General features: G+C 67.3%; 21 protein-coding genes. 16 read left to right on the top strand and 5 right to left on the bottom strand.

From position 1 onward, the window contains the following. Positions 1 to 145: 145 nt before the first annotated feature. From HPC46_RS17060 to HPC46_RS17045, 4 genes are read left to right on the top strand one after another with little or no spacing between them, the layout of a single operon-like run. Positions 146 to 643, top strand: a complete 498-nt coding sequence (locus HPC46_RS17060; protein ID WP_179471933.1) for an Rv1078 family RDD domain-containing protein — start codon at positions 146 to 148, stop codon at positions 641 to 643. Between the two features lie 13 nt (positions 644 to 656). Continuing rightward, positions 657 to 1,247 carry an Rv1078 family RDD domain-containing protein gene (locus tag HPC46_RS17055; RefSeq protein ID WP_179471931.1) on the top strand — a complete coding sequence of 197 codons (591 nt, stop codon included), beginning with the start codon at positions 657 to 659 and terminating at the stop codon, positions 1,245 to 1,247. Positions 1,248 to 1,257: 10 nt separating this feature from the next. Then, complete coding sequence (locus tag HPC46_RS17050; protein ID WP_179471929.1) at positions 1,258 to 1,863, top strand: Rv1078 family RDD domain-containing protein; 606 nt, start codon at positions 1,258 to 1,260, stop codon at positions 1,861 to 1,863. A 27-nt stretch (positions 1,864 to 1,890) separates the two neighbouring features. Further along, the gene (locus HPC46_RS17045) at positions 1,891 to 3,063 is read left to right on the top strand and encodes a cystathionine gamma-synthase (protein ID WP_179471927.1); all 1,173 of its coding nucleotides are present in this window, start codon (positions 1,891 to 1,893) and stop codon (positions 3,061 to 3,063) included. Here the strand turns inward: HPC46_RS17045 and HPC46_RS17040 are convergent. From HPC46_RS17040 to HPC46_RS17030, 3 genes are all read right to left on the bottom strand, one after another. Next, entirely contained in the window at positions 3,055 to 3,714 is a 660-nt protein-coding gene (locus HPC46_RS17040; RefSeq protein WP_179471925.1) for a GOLPH3/VPS74 family protein, read from the bottom strand. The two genes, HPC46_RS17045 and HPC46_RS17040, sit on opposite strands and share 9 nt — an antisense overlap. Before the next feature lie 10 nt (positions 3,715 to 3,724). After that, complete coding sequence (gene greA, locus HPC46_RS17035) at positions 3,725 to 4,219, bottom strand: transcription elongation factor GreA (protein ID WP_179471923.1); 495 nt, start codon at positions 4,217 to 4,219, stop codon at positions 3,725 to 3,727. Between the two features lie 220 nt (positions 4,220 to 4,439). After that, the gene (locus HPC46_RS17030) at positions 4,440 to 4,874 is read right to left on the bottom strand and encodes a DUF4307 domain-containing protein (protein WP_179471921.1); all 435 of its coding nucleotides are present in this window, start codon (positions 4,872 to 4,874) and stop codon (positions 4,440 to 4,442) included. A 141-nt stretch (positions 4,875 to 5,015) separates the two neighbouring features. Between HPC46_RS17030 and mca the strand changes: the two genes are divergently transcribed. The 4 genes from mca to HPC46_RS17010 are packed head-to-tail and all read left to right on the top strand — an operon-like array spanning position 5,016 to position 8,521. Then, positions 5,016 to 5,888, top strand: a complete 873-nt coding sequence (mca, locus tag HPC46_RS17025; protein WP_179471919.1) for a mycothiol conjugate amidase Mca — start codon at positions 5,016 to 5,018, stop codon at positions 5,886 to 5,888. Further along, positions 5,885 to 6,160, top strand: coding sequence for a hypothetical protein (locus HPC46_RS17020; RefSeq protein WP_179471917.1), 276 nt, complete (start codon positions 5,885 to 5,887; stop codon positions 6,158 to 6,160). The genes mca and HPC46_RS17020 overlap by 4 nt, the downstream gene beginning before the upstream one ends. After that, positions 6,144 to 8,144 carry a thioredoxin domain-containing protein gene (locus HPC46_RS17015; RefSeq protein ID WP_179471915.1) on the top strand — a complete coding sequence of 667 codons (2,001 nt, stop codon included), beginning with the start codon at positions 6,144 to 6,146 and terminating at the stop codon, positions 8,142 to 8,144. The genes HPC46_RS17020 and HPC46_RS17015 overlap by 17 nt, the downstream gene beginning before the upstream one ends. 11 nt (positions 8,145 to 8,155) lie before the next feature. Continuing rightward, on the top strand, positions 8,156 to 8,521 hold the full coding sequence (locus HPC46_RS17010) for a nuclear transport factor 2 family protein (protein WP_179471913.1): 366 nt from the start codon (positions 8,156 to 8,158) through the stop codon (positions 8,519 to 8,521). A 3-nt stretch (positions 8,522 to 8,524) separates the two neighbouring features. Here HPC46_RS17010 and trhA read toward each other — a convergent pair whose 3' ends face one another. Then, positions 8,525 to 9,265 carry a PAQR family membrane homeostasis protein TrhA gene (gene trhA / locus HPC46_RS17005; protein WP_179471911.1) on the bottom strand — a complete coding sequence of 247 codons (741 nt, stop codon included), beginning with the start codon at positions 9,263 to 9,265 and terminating at the stop codon, positions 8,525 to 8,527. 54 nt (positions 9,266 to 9,319) lie between these two features. On the opposite strand from trhA, the gene HPC46_RS17000 reads away from it, so the two are divergent. From HPC46_RS17000 to HPC46_RS16980, 5 genes are all read left to right on the top strand, one after another. Beyond that, positions 9,320 to 10,114, top strand: coding sequence for a (2Z,6E)-farnesyl diphosphate synthase (locus HPC46_RS17000; RefSeq protein ID WP_179471909.1), 795 nt, complete (start codon positions 9,320 to 9,322; stop codon positions 10,112 to 10,114). Next, positions 10,114 to 11,484: a phosphatidylglycerol lysyltransferase domain-containing protein gene (locus HPC46_RS16995; RefSeq protein ID WP_179471907.1), complete on the top strand. Its 1,371-nt coding sequence runs from the start codon at positions 10,114 to 10,116 to the stop codon at positions 11,482 to 11,484. The genes HPC46_RS17000 and HPC46_RS16995 overlap by 1 nt, the downstream gene beginning before the upstream one ends. A 63-nt stretch (positions 11,485 to 11,547) precedes the next feature. Then, positions 11,548 to 11,967 (top strand): hypothetical protein, encoded by a 420-nt coding sequence (locus HPC46_RS16990; RefSeq protein WP_407665515.1) that lies wholly within the window; start codon positions 11,548 to 11,550, stop codon positions 11,965 to 11,967. A gap of 103 nt (positions 11,968 to 12,070) precedes the next feature. Further along, entirely contained in the window at positions 12,071 to 12,469 is a 399-nt protein-coding gene (locus tag HPC46_RS16985) for a hypothetical protein (RefSeq protein WP_179471903.1), read from the top strand. A gap of 10 nt (positions 12,470 to 12,479) precedes the next feature. Further along, entirely contained in the window at positions 12,480 to 12,902 is a 423-nt protein-coding gene (locus HPC46_RS16980) for a hypothetical protein (RefSeq protein ID WP_179471901.1), read from the top strand. Here HPC46_RS16980 and coaA read toward each other — a convergent pair. Beyond that, the gene (gene coaA, locus HPC46_RS16975; RefSeq protein ID WP_179471899.1) at positions 12,899 to 13,837 is read right to left on the bottom strand and encodes a type I pantothenate kinase; all 939 of its coding nucleotides are present in this window, start codon (positions 13,835 to 13,837) and stop codon (positions 12,899 to 12,901) included. The genes HPC46_RS16980 and coaA overlap by 4 nt on opposite strands. A gap of 30 nt (positions 13,838 to 13,867) precedes the next feature. On the opposite strand from coaA, the gene HPC46_RS16970 reads away from it, so the two are divergent. Genes HPC46_RS16970 through HPC46_RS16960 form a run of 3 tightly spaced genes read left to right on the top strand, consistent with a single transcriptional unit; the run spans position 13,868 to position 17,462 of the window. Continuing rightward, positions 13,868 to 15,085, top strand: coding sequence for a DUF885 domain-containing protein (locus tag HPC46_RS16970; RefSeq protein WP_179471897.1), 1,218 nt, complete (start codon positions 13,868 to 13,870; stop codon positions 15,083 to 15,085). 23 nt (positions 15,086 to 15,108) lie between these two features. Continuing rightward, on the top strand, positions 15,109 to 16,575 hold the full coding sequence (locus tag HPC46_RS16965; RefSeq protein WP_179471895.1) for a glycine hydroxymethyltransferase: 1,467 nt from the start codon (positions 15,109 to 15,111) through the stop codon (positions 16,573 to 16,575). Positions 16,576 to 16,634: 59 nt separating this feature from the next. Continuing rightward, positions 16,635 to 17,462 carry an acyl-ACP desaturase gene (locus HPC46_RS16960; protein WP_179471893.1) on the top strand — a complete coding sequence of 276 codons (828 nt, stop codon included), beginning with the start codon at positions 16,635 to 16,637 and terminating at the stop codon, positions 17,460 to 17,462. Positions 17,463 to 17,519: the final 57 nt, after the last annotated feature.

Raw genomic sequence — 17,519 nt, 5'->3', positions numbered from 1 at the left:
TCTACTTGGTCTTCTGGAGAGACACGCGACGCGCGAGCTCTAACCAGGGGGTATCGTCGGAAGCGTCAAATGTGTATAAGGGACAGGCTCCGGCACCGGCTGACGCGGGGGCGCCGGCTACGCGCCGCCGCCCCCGGGTCAGCCGGTGCCGGAGCTGCCGCAGGCCGCGTACACGTCCTGGTTCACCCGCGTCGTCGCGTGGCTCATCGATTACGTCCCGGTTTTCGTCATCGTGGGCATCGGCGCGGGCGTCTTGGCGGCCACGCAGGAGACGGCCTGCGTGACCGATTCGTCCGAATACAGCCTCGGTGAGTTCTGCGCGACGGGTGCCTCGACGACGGGTCAGACGGCACTCGCGCTTGCCGTGATAGTCGGGTACGCGTTCGTGATCTGGAACCTGGGATATCGCCAGGGCAAGACGGGTTCGAGCATCGGCAAGTCGATCATGAAATTCAAGGTGGTCAGCGAAAAGACCGGGCAGCCAATCGGATTCTGGTTGTCGCTCGTGCGCGAGATCCTGTACTCCATCGCCTCCTACTTGTGCTTCATTCTGTGGCTTGTCGCCGTGCTGTTCCCACTGTGGGATTCCAAGCGGCAATCGCTGGCCGACAAGATCATGTCGACCGTTTGCCTCCCGCTCTAAGACAAGGACATCGATGACACAGCCGCCTCCGCCCGGTAACTACCCGCCTCCCGGTAACTACCCGCCGCCGGGCAACTACCCGCCGCCCCCGCCCGGCAATTACCCGCCGCCGGTGCCGGGTGCCGGCGTGCTGCCGAAAGAGGCCTACACCCCGTGGATCAAGCGGGTCGGCGCCTGGATCGTCGACGGGGTGATTCCCGGCATTCTGGTCGGTATCGGCGAAATCGTGGCGTTCGCCACCGGTGAGAACAATTGCGTCTCGCGCTCCGAAAACAACGATTACGGGGTGTCCTGCACATCGCAGCCGTCAGCGCTGGGGATGATCGTGCTGTTCGTGTTCATCGCCGCCGCGGCGGTGTTCGCGTTCTGGAATCTCTACCGGCAGGGCAAGACCGGATCGACCATCGGCAAGTCGGTGATGAAGTTCAAGGTGATCAGCGAGAAGACCGGTCAGCCGATCGGTTTCGGCATGTCGATCGTGCGGCAGATCTGCCACTTCGTCGACGGCATCATCTGCTACATCGGCTACTTGTTCCCGCTGTGGGATGCCAAGCGGCAGACGATCGCCGACAAGATCGTGTCGACGATCTGCGTGCCGCTGTAGTCGCACCCGCATGACGCAACCACCTTCCGGCGACAATCCACCGCCGGGCTACTACTACCCGCCCCCTCCGCCGCCGGGCCACTACGCCTACACGCCGGGCTTTGACTACCCGGAGCCCCCGAATGTCGTTGGGGCGCTGCCCGCGGACGCCTACACCCCGTGGATCAGCCGTGTCGCGGCCTCACTCATCGACGCGATCCCCCTGATCATCCTGTATGCCGTCGGCATGGTCATGTTGGTGGCCACCGGCGAGGAGCACTGCCTCTCGCCCGACGTGTACGGCGGCTACGACTACGCCTCGAATTGTGTGTCGGAGCCGTCGGGGCCGGGGGCGATCGTGTTCTTGCTGTGTCTACTGGGCATGACGGTGTTCGGGTTCTGGAATCTCTACCGACAGGGCAAGACGGGTTCGAGCATCGGCAAGTCGGTGATGAAGTTCAAGGTGATCAGCGAGAAGACCGGTCAGCCCATCGGTTTCGGCATGTCGTTCGTTCGTCAGATCGCCCACTACGTCGACGCCTTCATCTGCTACATCGGCTACCTGTTCCCGCTGTGGGACGCCAAGCGGCAGACGATCGCCGATAAAATCATGTCGACGATCTGCGTGCCACTCTGATCGTCTGAGCCGATAGGCTCGCTCTTGATGAGTGAGCAACGCAGTGCCGCCGACCGGCATCGGGCACAGGGCTTCGCGACCAGAGCCATCCACGCTGGATACCGGCCGGATCCGGCGACCGGAGCCGTCAACGCCCCGATCTATGCGAGCAGCACGTTCGCGCAAGACGGTGTGGGCGGACTGCGCGGCGGCTTCGAATACGCGCGCACCGGCAACCCGACGCGTGCCGCGCTGGAAGCGGTGCTCGCCGCCGTCGAGGACGGCACGTTCGGGCGGGCGTTCAGCTCAGGGATGGCGGCCACCGACTGCGCACTGCGCGCTGTGCTGCGCCCGGGGGATCACGTCGTCATCCCCGACGACGCCTACGGCGGCACGTTCCGGCTCATCGACAAGGTGTTCACCCAGTGGGGAGTGCAGCACACCCCGGTGGCGCTCTCCGACCTCGACGCGGTGCGCGCGTCGATCACGCCGGATACCAAGCTGATCTGGGTCGAGACGCCCACCAACCCGCTGCTGTCGATCGCCGACATCTCGGGCATCGCCGAGATCGCCGCGGAGTCGGGCCAGAAGGTGTTGGTGGACAACACGTTCGCCTCGCCCGCGCTGCAACAGCCGCTGAACCGGGGCGCCGATATCGTGCTGCATTCGACGACGAAGTACATCGGCGGCCACTCCGACGTGGTCGGCGGCGCGCTGATCACGAATGACGAAGAGCTCGACACCAAATTCGCCTTCCTGCAGAACGGTGCAGGTGCGGTGCCCGGCCCGTTCGACGCCTACCTCACCATGCGGGGTCTCAAAACCCTCGAACTGCGCATGCAGCGCCACAGCTCCAACGCGGCCAAGGTTGCCGAGTTGCTGGCCGAGCATGACGCCGTCGCTCAGGTGCTCTATCCCGGCCTGCCCGGCCATCCCGGCCATGAGGTTGCTGCGCGTCAGATGAGCGGATTCGGCGGCATGGTATCGGTGCGGATGCGCGGTGGCGCCGATGCCGCGCGCCGGTTGTGCTCGCGCACAGAGGTTTTCATTCTCGCGGAATCGCTGGGTGGGGTGGAGTCGCTGATCGAGCATCCGGGCGCGATGACGCACGCGTCGACCGCCGGATCACAGCTCGAGGTGCCCGCCGACCTCGTCCGCCTCTCGGTGGGTATCGAGGATCCGGCGGATCTGCTCGGCGACCTCGAACAGGCCCTAAGCTAACGCCGCGCGCACTGCTGCCGTGGTCACCGCGAGGTTGACGTCTGCCATCTTCTCGTCGTCAACCCATGTGCCACTTGCGATTTCGCTGGCCCGGCTGACGACCCACTGCCAGCCGCGGTCGTTGAGGCTCAGCACCGCACCCAGCGCCTGGGTCGCATGCAGCAATGAGACGATCGCCGCCGTCGTCGGGTCGGGACGGTGTCCGTCGAACAATGCCGCCAGCAGAGCCGAGCGCGCCTGGTCCACCCGCGTCCGGCTGGCCAACGGCCATGCGTAGGAATTGCGGCGAAATCGGTTCTGCGACAGCGCGATCTGATGGATCTGTCCGGCGCGCAACAGTTGGTCGAGCACATGATCCTCAGTGCGCTTGCGCAGCTTGGCGATCGCGGCGCCGGCGGTGATCGGTGCTTCTTGCAGCAGTGTCAATGCCGGTCGCACAACGGGATCCAGTGGGGCAGGCCCCATCAACACGACAAGCCGGTCGGCCGGCACCGGCTCCTCCGGCAGTGCCGGCCTGATCCGGCAGTCATAGGCCAGGTCGAGCAGGACCGCACCGGCGAGTAGCGGTTGTAACCGCGCGGGCTGGAGGCCGGGCTGGGCTGCGGCGTTGTCGAGCAGCAGCAGAAGGAGGTCTTCGGCGATGCGCGCCAACGGCCGAGAGTTACGAGTGGTAGGGCTCGGCGGTGACCAGCGTGACCTTGACGGTCTTGCCGCTGGGCACGTTGTACTCGCGGGTGTCGCCGACCTTGGCATTCAGCAGGGCGCCGCCAAGCGGCGAGTTCGGTGAATAGACCTCGAGCTTGTCGTGGTCGATGCCCTCCTGGCGGGTGGCAATCAGGAAGGTCTCGGTGTCGGACTCGTCGCCGTCGTAGTAGACCTTGACCACCGAACCGGGCAGCGCGACACCGGACTGCTTGGGCGCCTCGCCCACCTTGGCGGTGTTCAGCAACTCCTGCAGCTGGCGAATCCGGGCCTCCTGCTGGCCCTGCTCCTCACGGGCGGCGTGGTAGCCGCCGTTCTCGCGCAGGTCGCCCTCTTCACGACGGTCGTTGATCTCAGCGGCGATGACCGGACGATTGGCGATCAACTGATCCAGCTCGGTCTTGAGCCGGTCATACGACTCCTGGGTAAGCCAGGTCACCTGGGTGTCGGTCATCTCGTCGCGCTCCTCATTCGTTGGTTCCGCGCTGTTCGCGTTGCAGTCTGTCGTCGCTGCCGGAAGATTGCCGTGTATTGCCATCGAAGAGCTGCGAGCAAACGCGCTAATGAAGCAATACACGGCTCCCAGCAGGAACCGTGTATCGGACAAGTCTACCACCGTGAGGACAGTCGGTTTTCATACATTCGCAGTTCGCTGTTCGTTCTGCGGATGCCGATTAGGAGGCGACCAGATAGCCCGGGACGTCGGTCCCGCAGCCGTAGACATCGCCGACGAAAGGTCGTTTGTACGACTTGACCATGGTCGTGACCTGCACCGTTGTCGCCTGCGACGGTGGAACCAGGATTTCCCGTCGACCGGTCTCGACGCCGTCATGAGACCGGGCCCGCACGATGCAATGCACCGGCTGCGACGGGTCCTTTCGGGTCACGCTGATCGTCACCGACACCGTTTGGTTGTCGACGACCTCGTAGGACGCGATTGCACCCTCGACGTCGTTGCCCTCGAAGCGCTGGTAGGCGATCAGCGCGAGAACGACACCGGCGGCCAAAGCCAGCACACCCAGCGCGAACGCCGCCCGGCGACGGGTCGCCGGCGGCAACCCTTGGCGTCCGTATCGCGACTCGGGAAGCTGCGGGGGACTGTCGGTCATCGGTGTGCGGTGCGTCTCTCGTCGGCTGGCTTCGATTACGGGTATCCGTGCCTGGATGGAACTATTGGACTATAGGGCGTGCTGAATCTGTTGCATCAGCACGTAAGGCACCGACGAGGCACAAGCAAGTACAGGGGAGACGTGACCGAACTGCGGTTGATGGCCGTTCACGCCCATCCGGACGACGAGTCAAGCAAGGGCGCTGCGACGGCTGCGCGGTATGCGGCTGAAGGCCACCGCGTTCAGGTGGTGACGCTGACCGGCGGCGAGCGCGGCGACATCCTCAACCCGGCGATGGACCTGCCGGAGGTGCGTGACCGCATCACCGACATCCGTCGTGACGAGATGGCCAGGGCGGCGGAGATCCTCGGCGTCGAACACCGATGGCTGGGATTCGTCGACTCCGGGCTGCCCGAGGGCGACCCCCTGCCGCCGCTGCCCGAGGGCTGCTTCGCAGTGGTGCCGATCGAACAGCCGGTGGAAGCCCTGGTCAAGCTGATCCGCGAATTCCGTCCGCACGTCATGACGACGTATGACGAGAACGGCGGATACCCGCACCCGGACCACATTCGCTGCCACCAGGTTTCGGTGGCCGCCTACGAAGCCGCCGCCGACTACCGGCTGTACCCCGAGGCCGGCGAACCCTGGCAGGTCAGCAAGCTCTACTACAACCACGGTTTTCTGCGGGCCCGCCTGCAGCTGCTTCAGGACGAGTTCGCCAAGCATGGTCAGGAGGGCCCGTTCGCGGACTGGTTGAAGAAGTGGGATCCCGAGATCGACGTCTTCGCCGGGCGCGTGACCACCCGGGTGCTCTGCTCGGAGTACTTCAACCAACGCGACGAGGCGCTCAAGGCGCACGCTACCCAGATCGACCCCGACGGATTCTTCTTCGCGACACCCATAGAGTGGCAGCAACGCTTGTGGCCCACCGAGGAGTTCGAACTGGCTCGATCGCGGGTGCCCGCCAAGCTCCCTGAAGATGACCTGTTCGCCGGAATCGAGATCTTCGAGTGAATGAACTGTTGTCGGTGCTGGCGGACCAGCCGAAGAACACCGGCCCGGACTTCGGTAAGGCCAGTCCGATCGGCCTGCTGATCGTCGTGATCCTGCTGATCTGCGTCTTCGTGCTGGTGTGGTCGATGAACCGGCACCTGAAAAAGCTGCCGCAGAGTTTCGAACAGGAGCCCGGCGAGCCCCTCGACGGCGAAGCCGTCGGCGCGTCGACGGACGACGTGGCGAGTTCCGAGCGCCCCCCGGCGAAGCCTCCGCATGAGCCCGGCGGGTAACGCGCTCGCCAGCGCCACCAGCCCCTACCTGCGTCAGCACGCCGACAATCCCGTCCACTGGCAGCAGTGGACCCCCGAGGTCCTCGCCGAGGCCGCCGCGCGCGACGTCCCGATCCTGCTTTCGGTCGGCTATGCCGCCTGCCACTGGTGCCATGTGATGGCCCATGAGTCGTTCGAGGACGAGGACGTCGCAGCGGTGATGAACGCCGGCTTCGTCTGCATCAAGGTCGACCGCGAGGAGCGGCCGGACCTCGACGCGGTGTACATGAACGCGACGGTGGCGATGACCGGGCAGGGCGGCTGGCCCATGACCTGTTTCCTGACCCCGGACGGCCGGCCGTTCTTCTGCGGCACCTACTACCCGAAGCCGCAGTTCCTGCAGTTGCTGGACGCGGTCGCCGAGACCTGGAAGACCCAGCGCCGCGACGTCGAGGAGGCGTCCGATCAGGTGGCCGGCGAGCTGCGGCGGATGGCAGCCGGGTTGCCCGACGGCGGGCCGGAGATCAACGCCGCGCTGTGCGATCATGCTGCCGCGGCGATCCTGCGTGACGAGGACCCCGAGCGCGGGGGCTTCGGCGGGGCGCCCAAGTTTCCGCCGTCGGCTCTGCTGGAGGCGCTGCTGCGGTCCTTTGAGCGCACCGGGTCGACGCTGCCGCTGGAGGCGGTGATCCGCACCGGGACCGCGATGGCCCGCGGCGGCATCTACGACCAGTTGGCCGGTGGCTTCGCCCGCTACAGCGTCGATGCCGACTGGGTCGTGCCGCACTTCGAGAAGATGCTGTACGACAACGCCTTGCTGTTGCGGGCATATGCGCATTGGGCCAGGCGCACGGGAGATCCGCTGGCGCGCCGGATTTCTGCGCAGACCGCGGGCTTCCTGCTCGACGACCTCGCCGACGGCGACATGTTCACCTCGGCTCTGGACGCTGACGCCGCCGGAGTCGAGGGGTCGACGTACGTGTGGACGCCCGAGCAGCTGTGCGAAGTGCTAGGTGATGACGACGGACGTTGGGCTGCAAACCTTTTCGATGTCACCGACAGCGGAACCTTCGAACACGGGACGTCGGTGCTGCGGCTGCCGGCCGATCCCGACAACGCGCAGCGATTCGAACGCGTCCGGTTGGCACTGCTGGCCTCCCGGCTGACCAGGGCGCAACCCGCCCGCGACGACAAGATCGTCACTGCGTGGAATGGGTTCGCGATCACCGCGCTGACCGAAGCCAGTGTGGCCCTTGATGTTCCGCAACTACTGAGGGCGGCAGAGCGTTGCGCCGCCGCCGTACTCGACCTGCACATCGTCGATGGCCGGCTGCGGCGGGCCAGCCTGGGCGGCGTCGTCGGCGAGAGCGCGGCGATCCTCGAGGACCACGCTGCGTTGGCCACCGGACTGCTGGCGCTCTATCAGCTCACCGGCAACGACACGTGGCTGCGCTCCGCGACTGATCTGATCGACGTGGCGCTGGACCATTTCGCCGACCCCGAGCGCCCGGGCCGGTGGTTCGACACCGCCGACGACGCCGAGCAGTTGATGGTCCGGCCCGCCGACCCGCTGGACGGGGCCACACCGTCGGGCGCCTCGTCGATCGCGGAGGCCCTGCTGACCGCGGCTCACCTGGTCGACGCCGACCGCGCGGTCCGCTACGGGCAGGCGGCCCAGGACACCTTGCTGGCGCACTCGCCGCTGCTGGCCCGCGCGCCGCGGTCGTCCGGGCATTGGCTGGCGGTCGCCGAGGCGGCCGTCCGCGGCCCGCTGCAGGTAGCCGTCTCCAGCGACCGCCCGGATTCTGAATTACTTGCCGCCGCAAGACAGTTGGCACCCGGCGGCACCATTGTGGTCGGCGGCGCCGTCGACTCCTCGCCGCTTTTGGAAGGCCGCGACCAGGTCAACGGAAACGACGCGGCCTACGTCTGCCGCGGCCGCACGTGCGACCTGCCGGTGACCGGGGCCAGGGAACTCGCCGACGCGCTGGGCGTGCCCGTGTAGCGTTTGCGGCCATGAGCGATGCCCTCGATCTCAAAGCCCTGGTCAACCGCTACCTCGACACCGTCGCCGCGGGCAGTGCCGCCAAAGTCGCAGCGCTGTACGCCGAGGACGCCACCCTGGAGGACCCGGTCGGTGGTGGTGACGTCCACATCGGCCGGCAGGCCATCGAAGGCTTCTACAAGGCGGTCGAAGGTGCCGAGTGCAAGGCTGAGCTCCTGGAGTTCCGCTCCGGTGGCCACGAGGCGGCGTTCCTGTTCGCGCTGACCGTCGCCGGCGCCATGCGCATCGAGGTCATCGAGGTGATGACGTTCAACGCCGACGGTCTGGTCACCTCGATGAAGGCCTACTGGGGCCCGGAGAACGTCACTACTCTTTAACCCCTAGAACACCGCGAACCACATCGCGATGTAGTGGCAGAGGGCCGCTACCGCGGTGCACGCGTGGAAGAACTCGTGGTGGCCGAATGTCGTCGGCCACGGGTTCGGCCATTTCAGTGCGTAGAGCACGCCGCCGATGCTGTACAGCGCGCCGCCGACGATCAGCAGCACCAGCGCCGCGACACCGGCGCCGTTCATGATCGGGACGATGAACCACGCCGCGACCCAGCCGAGCAGCAGGTACAGCGGCACCCCGACCCAGCGCGGCGCCGACGGCCAGAACATCTTGAGCAACACTCCGGCCAGCGCGCCGCCCCACACGATCGCGAGGAGCACGAGGCCGCTGCGCTCGGGCAGGGCCAGCATCGCGAACGGCGTGTAGCTGCCCGCGATGAAGATGAAGATCATCGAGTGGTCGGCGCGCTTCATCCATTTGCGCGCCGCGGGCGACGTCCAGTTCACCCGGTGATAAGTGCCGCTGACGGCGAACATCGCGACGATCGTGATCGTGTAGACCAGCGTCGAGAGTCCCGCGCGCAGACCCTCCAGTGCCCATGACACCGAGATGAGCGCTGCGCCCGCGATGAAGGCGATCCCCGCGGCGTACACGTGGATCCAGCCGCGAGCCCGGGGCTTGCCGAAGAACTCGACCGCAGCATCGACGACCGCTTCGGGGAAGTCTTCGGCATAAGCGCGGGGCGGGGGCTGCTGAGCCTCGTCGGCGGTCTCGATTCCTGCGGTCATGTCACCTCGATTCGCGCCCGGGGGTACCTGATCGTCACAGTAGTCTGGTTTGTCGTGGAGATCATTCCGCCTCGCCTCAAGGACCCGGCCTACCGGCTCTACGAGATGCGGCTGCGCCAGGAACTGGCGCACTCCAAGTCCCAGCTACCCCGCCATATCGCTGTTCTGTGCGACGGCAACCGGCGCTGGGCTCGTGACGCTGGTCACGACGATGTGGCGTACGGCTACCGGATGGGCGCGGCCAAGATCGCCGAAATGCTGCGCTGGTGCGCCGAATCCGGCATCGAGATGGCCACGGTGTACCTGCTGTCCACCGAGAATCTGCAGCGCGATCCTGACGAACTGTCGTGCCTCATCGAGATCATCACCGACGTCGTCGAGGAGATCTGCGCGCCGACGAATCGGTGGAGCGTACGGACCGTCGGCGATCTGGAATTGCTCGGAGACGAGCCGGCGCGGCGGCTCCGCGAAGCCGTGGACAGCACTGCGGGGCGGCCGCCGGCCTCCTTTCACGTCAACGTCGCCGTCGGTTACGGCGGGCGTCAGGAGATCGTCGACGCGGTGCGGGCGCTGCTGGGCAAGGAGCTGGCCAACGGTGCCAGCCCCGAGCAGCTGATCGACGCCGTCACGATCGAGGGCATCTCCGAAAACCTGTACACCTCCGGGCAGCCCGATCCCGATTTGGTGATCCGGACCTCCGGGGAGCAGCGCCTCTCCGGGTTCCTGCTGTGGCAGAGCGCGTACTCGGAGATGTGGTTCACCGAGGCGCACTGGCCGGCGTTCCGCCGGGTCGACTTCCTTCGCGCGCTGCGCGCGTATAGCCGCAGACATCGTCGATTCGGCGTGTGATGGCTGCGCTGTCGGCGGTGGTCTTCACGCTGAGCTGGTGGCTGGGCTTGTATCTGCTGGCGCGTGATCCGCGAAAGCCGGTCCTGGCGCTGGCCTCCGTCGGGTTGTGCGGGTTCGCTGCGGTGGTGGCCCTGGACGCGGTGCGGGTGGTGAGCGTCGCCCACGCCGAGCTGCTGGGTCAGATCGAGATCTATCTCGTCGCCGTGCCGGGGGTGGCGTGGTTCGCCGTCGTCCTGGAGCTGGCCCGGCCGATCGACACGTGGCGCAGCCGGGCCACCGAACTGACACTGATCGCCATCGTCGCCGCCGTGACGTTGCTGGGTGCGGTGATGGCCGGCAGCGTCGTGGGTCCGCTGCGGCCCGGCCACTGGGTGATGTTCGCGGCGATCTCGTCCTCGACGCTGGGCGCGATGGTCGCCGCGGTGCGACGACCCGCGCAGCCCGGCCGGGTAGCCGGGGTGGTGATCGTCGCGACGTTGTTCTTCGCGCTGGGTAACGCGGTCCTGGTGATTCCGCTGGGCCTGGTGCCGAGCTGGTTGGCGCTGGCGTCCACCTGCTTCGACGTGCTGCTGCTCGGTGTCGCGGTCGCCTTGTGGGACGCCTTCGACGAGGGTCAGGCGCTGCGGGCCGACATGCTGCGGTCGTTCACCGGAAGTCTGGTGGTGGCGGTGCTGTTCGGCGGCCAATCGCTGATCGGGATGGCGGTCACCGGCGCCGACGGGCCGGGGCGAACCGCGCTGACCGTGCTGCTGTTCACCAGCCTTGCCGTCGCGGTCGCCATCAACGTGCTGGCGGACCCACTCGCCGGACTGTTGGACCGGCTGGCGTTCTCCCGCTCGCCGGCGTTGCGGGCCGAACGGGCCGCGCTGCGCGGTGCCGAGGCCGCACTGCCGCTGGTGGCGGCCAACCCGCTCGATGCCCTCGACGACGAGGCCTTCGCCCGGCTGACCCGTCGCGCGCTGGGCCACTACGGCGATCTGTCCAAACTCGTCGCGAGCCCGCTGACCCAGCTGCCCGTCATCGACGAGCGGCTGGCTGCCCGCGGCGCGCCCGATCAGCCGCTGGAGCGGGCCAACGAGCTCAAGGCGCTGCTGGCCGAGCACATCGCGCGGCTGAAGCCACGCAGTGGCGGTTCGTTCGGTACCACCGAGCACTGGCGCTACTACAACTCGCTGTACTTCCCGTACGTCGTCGGGGTGCGGGCCTACGCCCAGAACGCCACACCCGCGGGCCTGGACCCGGTGGCGCGGCAGGCCTGGCAGTGGTTCGTCACCGAGGTGCCGCAGCGCTCGCTGCACAACTGGCAGAACGCGGCGGCGAAGCTGATCGCGGCGGATCTGCGCGGCCGGATCACCGTTTCCCAGCCCTGAGCTGCACCTGGCAGTAACTGGCAGCGCCAGGCGTCGATCTGGCAGTGCGATCTGAGCACCGTGATGGACATGACCGCCATCATCACCAGACACCAACCGTTGTCTGATTCCACCGACTCACTCCTGCGCTTCGCGATGCGCGTCGACGCCACCCTGACCGGTGTGCTCGGACTGGGCATCGCGACAATGGCCGACCCGCTGGGCCGGCTGACCGGACTGACCTCGGCTCAGGGCTACCTCGCCGGCGCGGCGTTCGTGCTGTGCGGCCTAGTCGTCTACGCGCTCGCCGCCGCGCCGGACCTCCGCCGGGTCGGCACCGGCATGGCGCTCTTCAACGGCGTCGGCACGGTCGGCTTCCTGGCCGTCGCGGAGGCGGGGGTGTTGCCGTTGACCACCTTCGGGGTGATCTCCGTGCTGGCCGCCGCCGTGTACACCGCGACGTTCGCGGTCCTGCAGTACCTCGGAGTGCGCCGTCTGGCGTGATTCCCGCCCCGCCGGTGTGGGGCGCCGCCGCAAGAGGTTACGGCGAGCCGCCCCGCACCGGCACTTCGACGTTCACCACGACACTCCAACGAAAGGAACCATCATGACCGCTCTGTCCTCCACATCCACCACGTCCACCGACTCGCTGTTGCGACTGGCCATGCGGGCCGACGCCGTGCTGTCCGGCCTGGCCGGTATCGCTCTGATGGCCGCGGCGGGTCCGCTGTCCGGATTCACCGGGATTCCCAAGGCGGCCGAATACGCCGTCGGCGCGGGCTTCGTCGTCTACGGGATCGTGGTGTTCCTGGCCGCCGGGCTGCAGCGGGTGCGGACCGCGGGCATCGCCACCATGGTCGCCAACCTGATCTTCACCGTCGCGGCCGTGCTGGTCGTTCTCGACGTCGACCTCACCACCGCGGGTGTGGTCCTGACGCTGGCGAGTGGCGTGTACACGCTGGTGTTCGCCGACCTGCAGTACCTCGGGGTGCGTCGCATCAAATAGGGTTGCGGCCATGCATGTCCTAGCGTTCGCCGCTGCGCGCAAGGCGGTCCTGGAAGACGCCGGTGGGGTGACCGCTGAGGGCTTTCCGATGACGAGTTGCTACGTCGAGAATCTTCCGGCGCAGATCACCGTCCCGCTGGTGCTGGCGCTGTACACCGGCGGGGGCAGCGACTACGAGCCACGCCGCTTCATCGTCGCGAAGTCGCCGGAGGGGGAGCGGGTCGGCCTGCTGGAGTTCGCCTGGCAATGGCCGGACAACCCCGGCGTGCCGGTGAAGTTCCGGGTCTTCGCCCATCACCTGCCGATGACGATCTACACCGCGGGGGTCTACACGATCGGTCTCTACGATCACCCCGATGCGGTGGACGCGGAGTTCTCGTTCCCGATGCCGGTGCTGCGGCTCAACCCGCTGACGGGCGTACCGACCAACTAGAGCTTGCGCAACCGCAGCCGATTGATCGCGTGGTCGGCGTCCTTGCGCAGCACCAGCGTCGCCCGCGGCCGGGTCGGCAGGATGTTCTCGATCAGGTTGGGCCGGTTGATGGAACTCCAGATATCGCGGGCGGCCGCGACCGCCTGAGTGTCGGTCAGGCCCGCGTAGTGGTGGAAGTGCGAGGCCGGGTTCGCGAACGCGCCCGCCCGCATCGCCAGGAACCGGTCGACGTACCACTGCTCGATGTCCTCGATGCGGGCGTCGACGTACACCGAGAAGTCGAACAGGTCCGACACCATCAGCGTCGGACCGGTCTGCAGGACGTTGAGTCCCTCCAGGATGAGGATGTCGGGGTGGGTGACGACGTGTTTCTCGCCGGGGACGATGTCGTAGATCAGGTGTGAGTAGACCGGGGCGCACACCTGGTCGGCGCCGGACTTCACCGTGGTCACGAACCGCATCAGCGCGCGGCGGTTGTAGCTCTCCGGAAAACCCTTGCGGTGCATGAGGTTTCGACGGGTCAACTCGGCGTTGGGGTAGAGGAAGCCGTCGGTGGTGACCAGGTCGACGCGGGGGTGATGCTCCCAGCGGGCCAGCAGCGCCTGCAGTACACGCGCGGTGGTGGATTTCCCGACGGCCACGCTGCCCGCGACGCCGATGATGAACGGCACCGGCCGGTCCGGACTCTGCTGCGGTTCACCGAGGAACTCCGACGTGGCCGCGAACAGTCGCTGCCGCGCGGCCACCTGCAGGTGGATCAACCGGGCCAGCGGCAGGTAGACCTCTTCGACTTCCAGCAGATCGACCTGTTCGCCCAGACCGCGCAGCCCAACCAGCTCGTCCTCCGTCAACTTCAACGGGGTCGACATGCGCAGTGCACGCCATTGACTCCGGTCGAACTCGACGTAAGGGCTGGGTTCACTCAGCCGCGCCATCGTGCCAGTCTTGCAGTTAGCTTGGTTCACATGCAGCCCGGCACCCTCATCCGCGACTACCTGACCCTCGGATTGCGCTTCGACCGCATCGAGGAGGGCTACGTCGACTCCTTCACCGGCGACCCCGAACTGCGCCGCGCGGTGGCCGACGAACCCGCTCCCGAGCCCGCCGAACTGGCCCGCCAAGCCGACCGGCTGCTCGCTGAGCTGCCGCAGGTGCCGCGTGAGGCCGGCTTCACCGACCAGCGTGCCGATTTCATCGGCGCACACCTGCGGGCGCTGGCGTTCTCGGCGCGCAAGTTCGCCGGCGAGCAGGTCGGCTTCGTCGACGAGGTGCGCAACTACTTCGACGTCGAGATCAGCCGCGGCGACCCCGAGCGCTACCGCGCCGCCCACGCGCGCATCGACGAGGTGCTCACCGGCAGCGGCAGTTTGGTCGAGCGGATGGAGGCCCACCGCCGTGCCGACGAGATCCCGCCCGACCGCCTCGAGGAGTGCATGCACGCGTTCTCCAGCGCGCTGCGCGACACCGTTCGCGCGACGTACCCACTGCCCGATACCGAGACCATCGTCTACGAGGTGGTCACCGACAAGCCGTGGTCGGGGTTCAACTACTACGAGGGCAACTACCGCTCGACGGTCGCGGTCAACGCCGATCTCAAGCAGCAGATGGCGAACCTGCCGCGCTTGGTGGCCCACGAGTCTTACCCCGGCCATCACACCGAGCACTGCCGCAAGGAGGCCGGCTTGGTGGCCGGTCGCGACCAGCAGGAGCAGACGATCTTTCTGGTCAACACCCCGCAGTGCCTGATGGCCGAGGGGCTGGCCGATCTGGCGCTGCATGCTGCCGTTGGGCCCGGCTGGGGACGCTGGGCAGCCGAGATCTACGCCGATCTGGGGCTGCGGTTCGACGGCGAGCGCGCCGAGGCTCTGGCCGAGGCGACGGCGGCGCTCGCTGACGTGCGCCAGGACGCGGCACTGATGCTGCACGACGAACACCGCGACGCCGACGACGTGGTCGCGTTCCTGCAGCGCTGGTTGCTGGTCGACGACACCCGGGCCCGCCAGATGCTGCGGTTTCTGTCCTCGCCGTTGTGGCGGGCCTACACGAGCACCTACGTCGAGGGGTACCGGCTGCTGCGGACGTGGCTTGACGACCGGCCCGCCGGGGTGAGCCTGACCGACCGGTTCGGGCGGCTGCTCGACGAGCCGCTGATCCCGTCGGCGCTGCGGGTGGACGCGGCCTGAACAGCGGCGGATAGGCTGGGCGCATGACCGCAGACTCGACGATTTCCCCTTCGGCCGCCGCCCCGGGCGCCGACTATGCCGCCACCGCCAGCGAGGCTTACCGCGCGACGCTTGACGTCATCGAGTCGGTCGAGCCGCGGATCGCCGCGGCCACCCGCAAAGAGCTTGACGACCAACGGAATTCGCTCAAACTGATCGCCAGCGAAAACTACGCCTCACCGGCGGTTCTGCTGACCATGGGCACCTGGTTCTCCGACAAGTACGCCGAGGGCACCGTCGGGCACCGCTTCTATGCCGCCTGCCAGAACGTCGACACCGTCGAGGCGCTGGCCGCCGAGCATGCCCGCGAGCTGTTCGGCGCCCCCTACGCCTACGCCCAGCCGCACTCCGGCATCGACGCCAACCTGGTCGCGTTCTGGGCCATCCTGGCCACCCGGATCGAGGCGCCGGCACTGAAGGACCTCGGCGTCAAGAACGTCAACGACCTGTCCGAGGCCGAGTGGGAACGGCTGCGCGCCCGGTTGGGCAGCCAGCGTCTGCTGGGTATGTCACTGGACACCGGTGGTCACCTCACGCACGGCTTCCGGCCGAACATCTCCGGCAAGATGTTCCACCAGCGCAGCTACGGCACCGACACCGAAACCGGGTTGATCGACTACGACGCCGTCCGCGCCACCGCCCGTGAGTTCAAGCCGCTGATCCTGGTCGCCGGTTACTCGGCCTACCCGCGCCGGGTCAACTTCGCCAAGATGCGTGAGATCGCTGACGAGGTCGGCGCAACCCTGATGGTCGATATGGCGCACTTCGCCGGCCTGGTCGCCGGGAAGGTCTTCACCGGCGACGAGGATCCGGTGCCGCACGCGCACGTCACGACCACGACCACGCACAAGTCGCTGCGCGGTCCGCGTGGCGGTCTGGTGCTGGCCACCGAGGAGTACGCACCTGCCGTCGACAAGGGCTGCCCGATGGTGCTCGGCGGTCCGCTGAGCCACGTCATGGCGGCCAAGGCCGTCGCGCTGGCCGAGGCTCGCCAGCCGGCGTTCCAGGCCTACGCCCAGCGGGTCGCCGACAACGCCAAGGCCTTCGCCGAGGGCCTGCTCAAGCGGGGGGCCCGGCTCGTCACCGGCGGCACCGACAACCACCTGGTGCTGCTCGACGTGCAGACGTTCGGGCTGACCGGCCGGCAGGCCGAGTCCGCGTTGCTGGACGCCGGCGTCGTCACCAACCGCAACTCGATCCCGAACGACCCCAACGGCGCCTGGTACTCCAGCGGCATCCGGTTCGGCACCCCGGCGCTGACCACCCGTGGGTTCGGTCCGGCCGAGTTTGACCGGGTCGCCGAGCTGGTGGTCGAGGTGCTGTCCAACACCGAGGCCGACGGGACCAGCAAGGCCAAGTACACGCTGGCCGACGGCACCGCCGATCGGGTGCATGCCGCCTCCGCCGAGCTGCTGGACGCCAACCCGCTGTACCCGGGCCTCACGCTGTAGCCGCGACTCGCCGTCGGTGGAATTTTACGATTCCCACAGAATTGGGTTACTGTAACCGCATGGCACAGAAACCTGTCGCGAATGCGCTGACCCTCGAACTCGAGCCAGTTGTCGCCGACAATCTGGCTCGCTATCTGGAAACCTCCGACGAGTGGTACGGCCACGACTACGTACCGTTCGACCAAGGCGAGAACTTCGCGTTCCTCGGCGGCAAGGACTGGGACCCGTCTCAGGTGACCCTGCCCGCCGACGTCGTCGATGCGCTCGAGATCCTCCTGATCACCAAGGACAACCTCGCCGGATATCACCGCGAGCTGGTCGAACACTTTGTCCTGGAGGACAAGTGGGGCCGCTGGATGGGCCGCTGGACCGCCGAGGAGAACCTGCACGCGATCGCGTTGCGGAACTACCTGGTGGTCACCCGCAACTTCGACCCGACCGCCAACGAGGATGTCCGCGTCGCGCACGTCATGCGCGGGTACCGGGCCGACCACTTCACCCAGATCGAGACGCTGGTGTTCATGGCGCTCTACGAGCGGGCGCACGCCGTGTTCACCCGCAACCTCGAGGCCAAGGTCGACGAGCCGGCGCTCAAGGGTCTGGTCGGCCGGATCGCCCGCGATGAGGAGCGGCACGAAGAGTTCTTTGCCAACCTCGTTGCGCATTGCCTGCAAACTCATCGCGATTCGACGATCAACTCGATCGCGCGTCGTGCGGTCGGTTTCGGTGTCGTCGGCGGCGACATTGTCGAGTACCAGGACAAGCTGCAGAACGTCGCGAAGGCCGGGATCTTCGACATCGAAGCCTCGCGGCAGGTGGTCTCCGATCGCATCGAGGCATGGGGTCTCGGCGACGAGTCGGTGCTGAAGAAGTTCGTTCGCTCCTAGCGTGGCGGCGCGCCGATCGGCGCGCGGGCGCAGACGGGAGTAGCGTCGCTGTCGATG

The sequence above is a fragment of the Mycolicibacterium vinylchloridicum genome, assembly GCF_013404075.1.
Classification (GTDB): Bacteria; Actinomycetota; Actinomycetes; order Mycobacteriales; family Mycobacteriaceae; genus Mycobacterium; species Mycobacterium vinylchloridicum.
The sequence above is the reverse complement of the archived record's forward strand: the minus strand, read 5'-3'. Positions and strand labels throughout refer to the sequence as shown.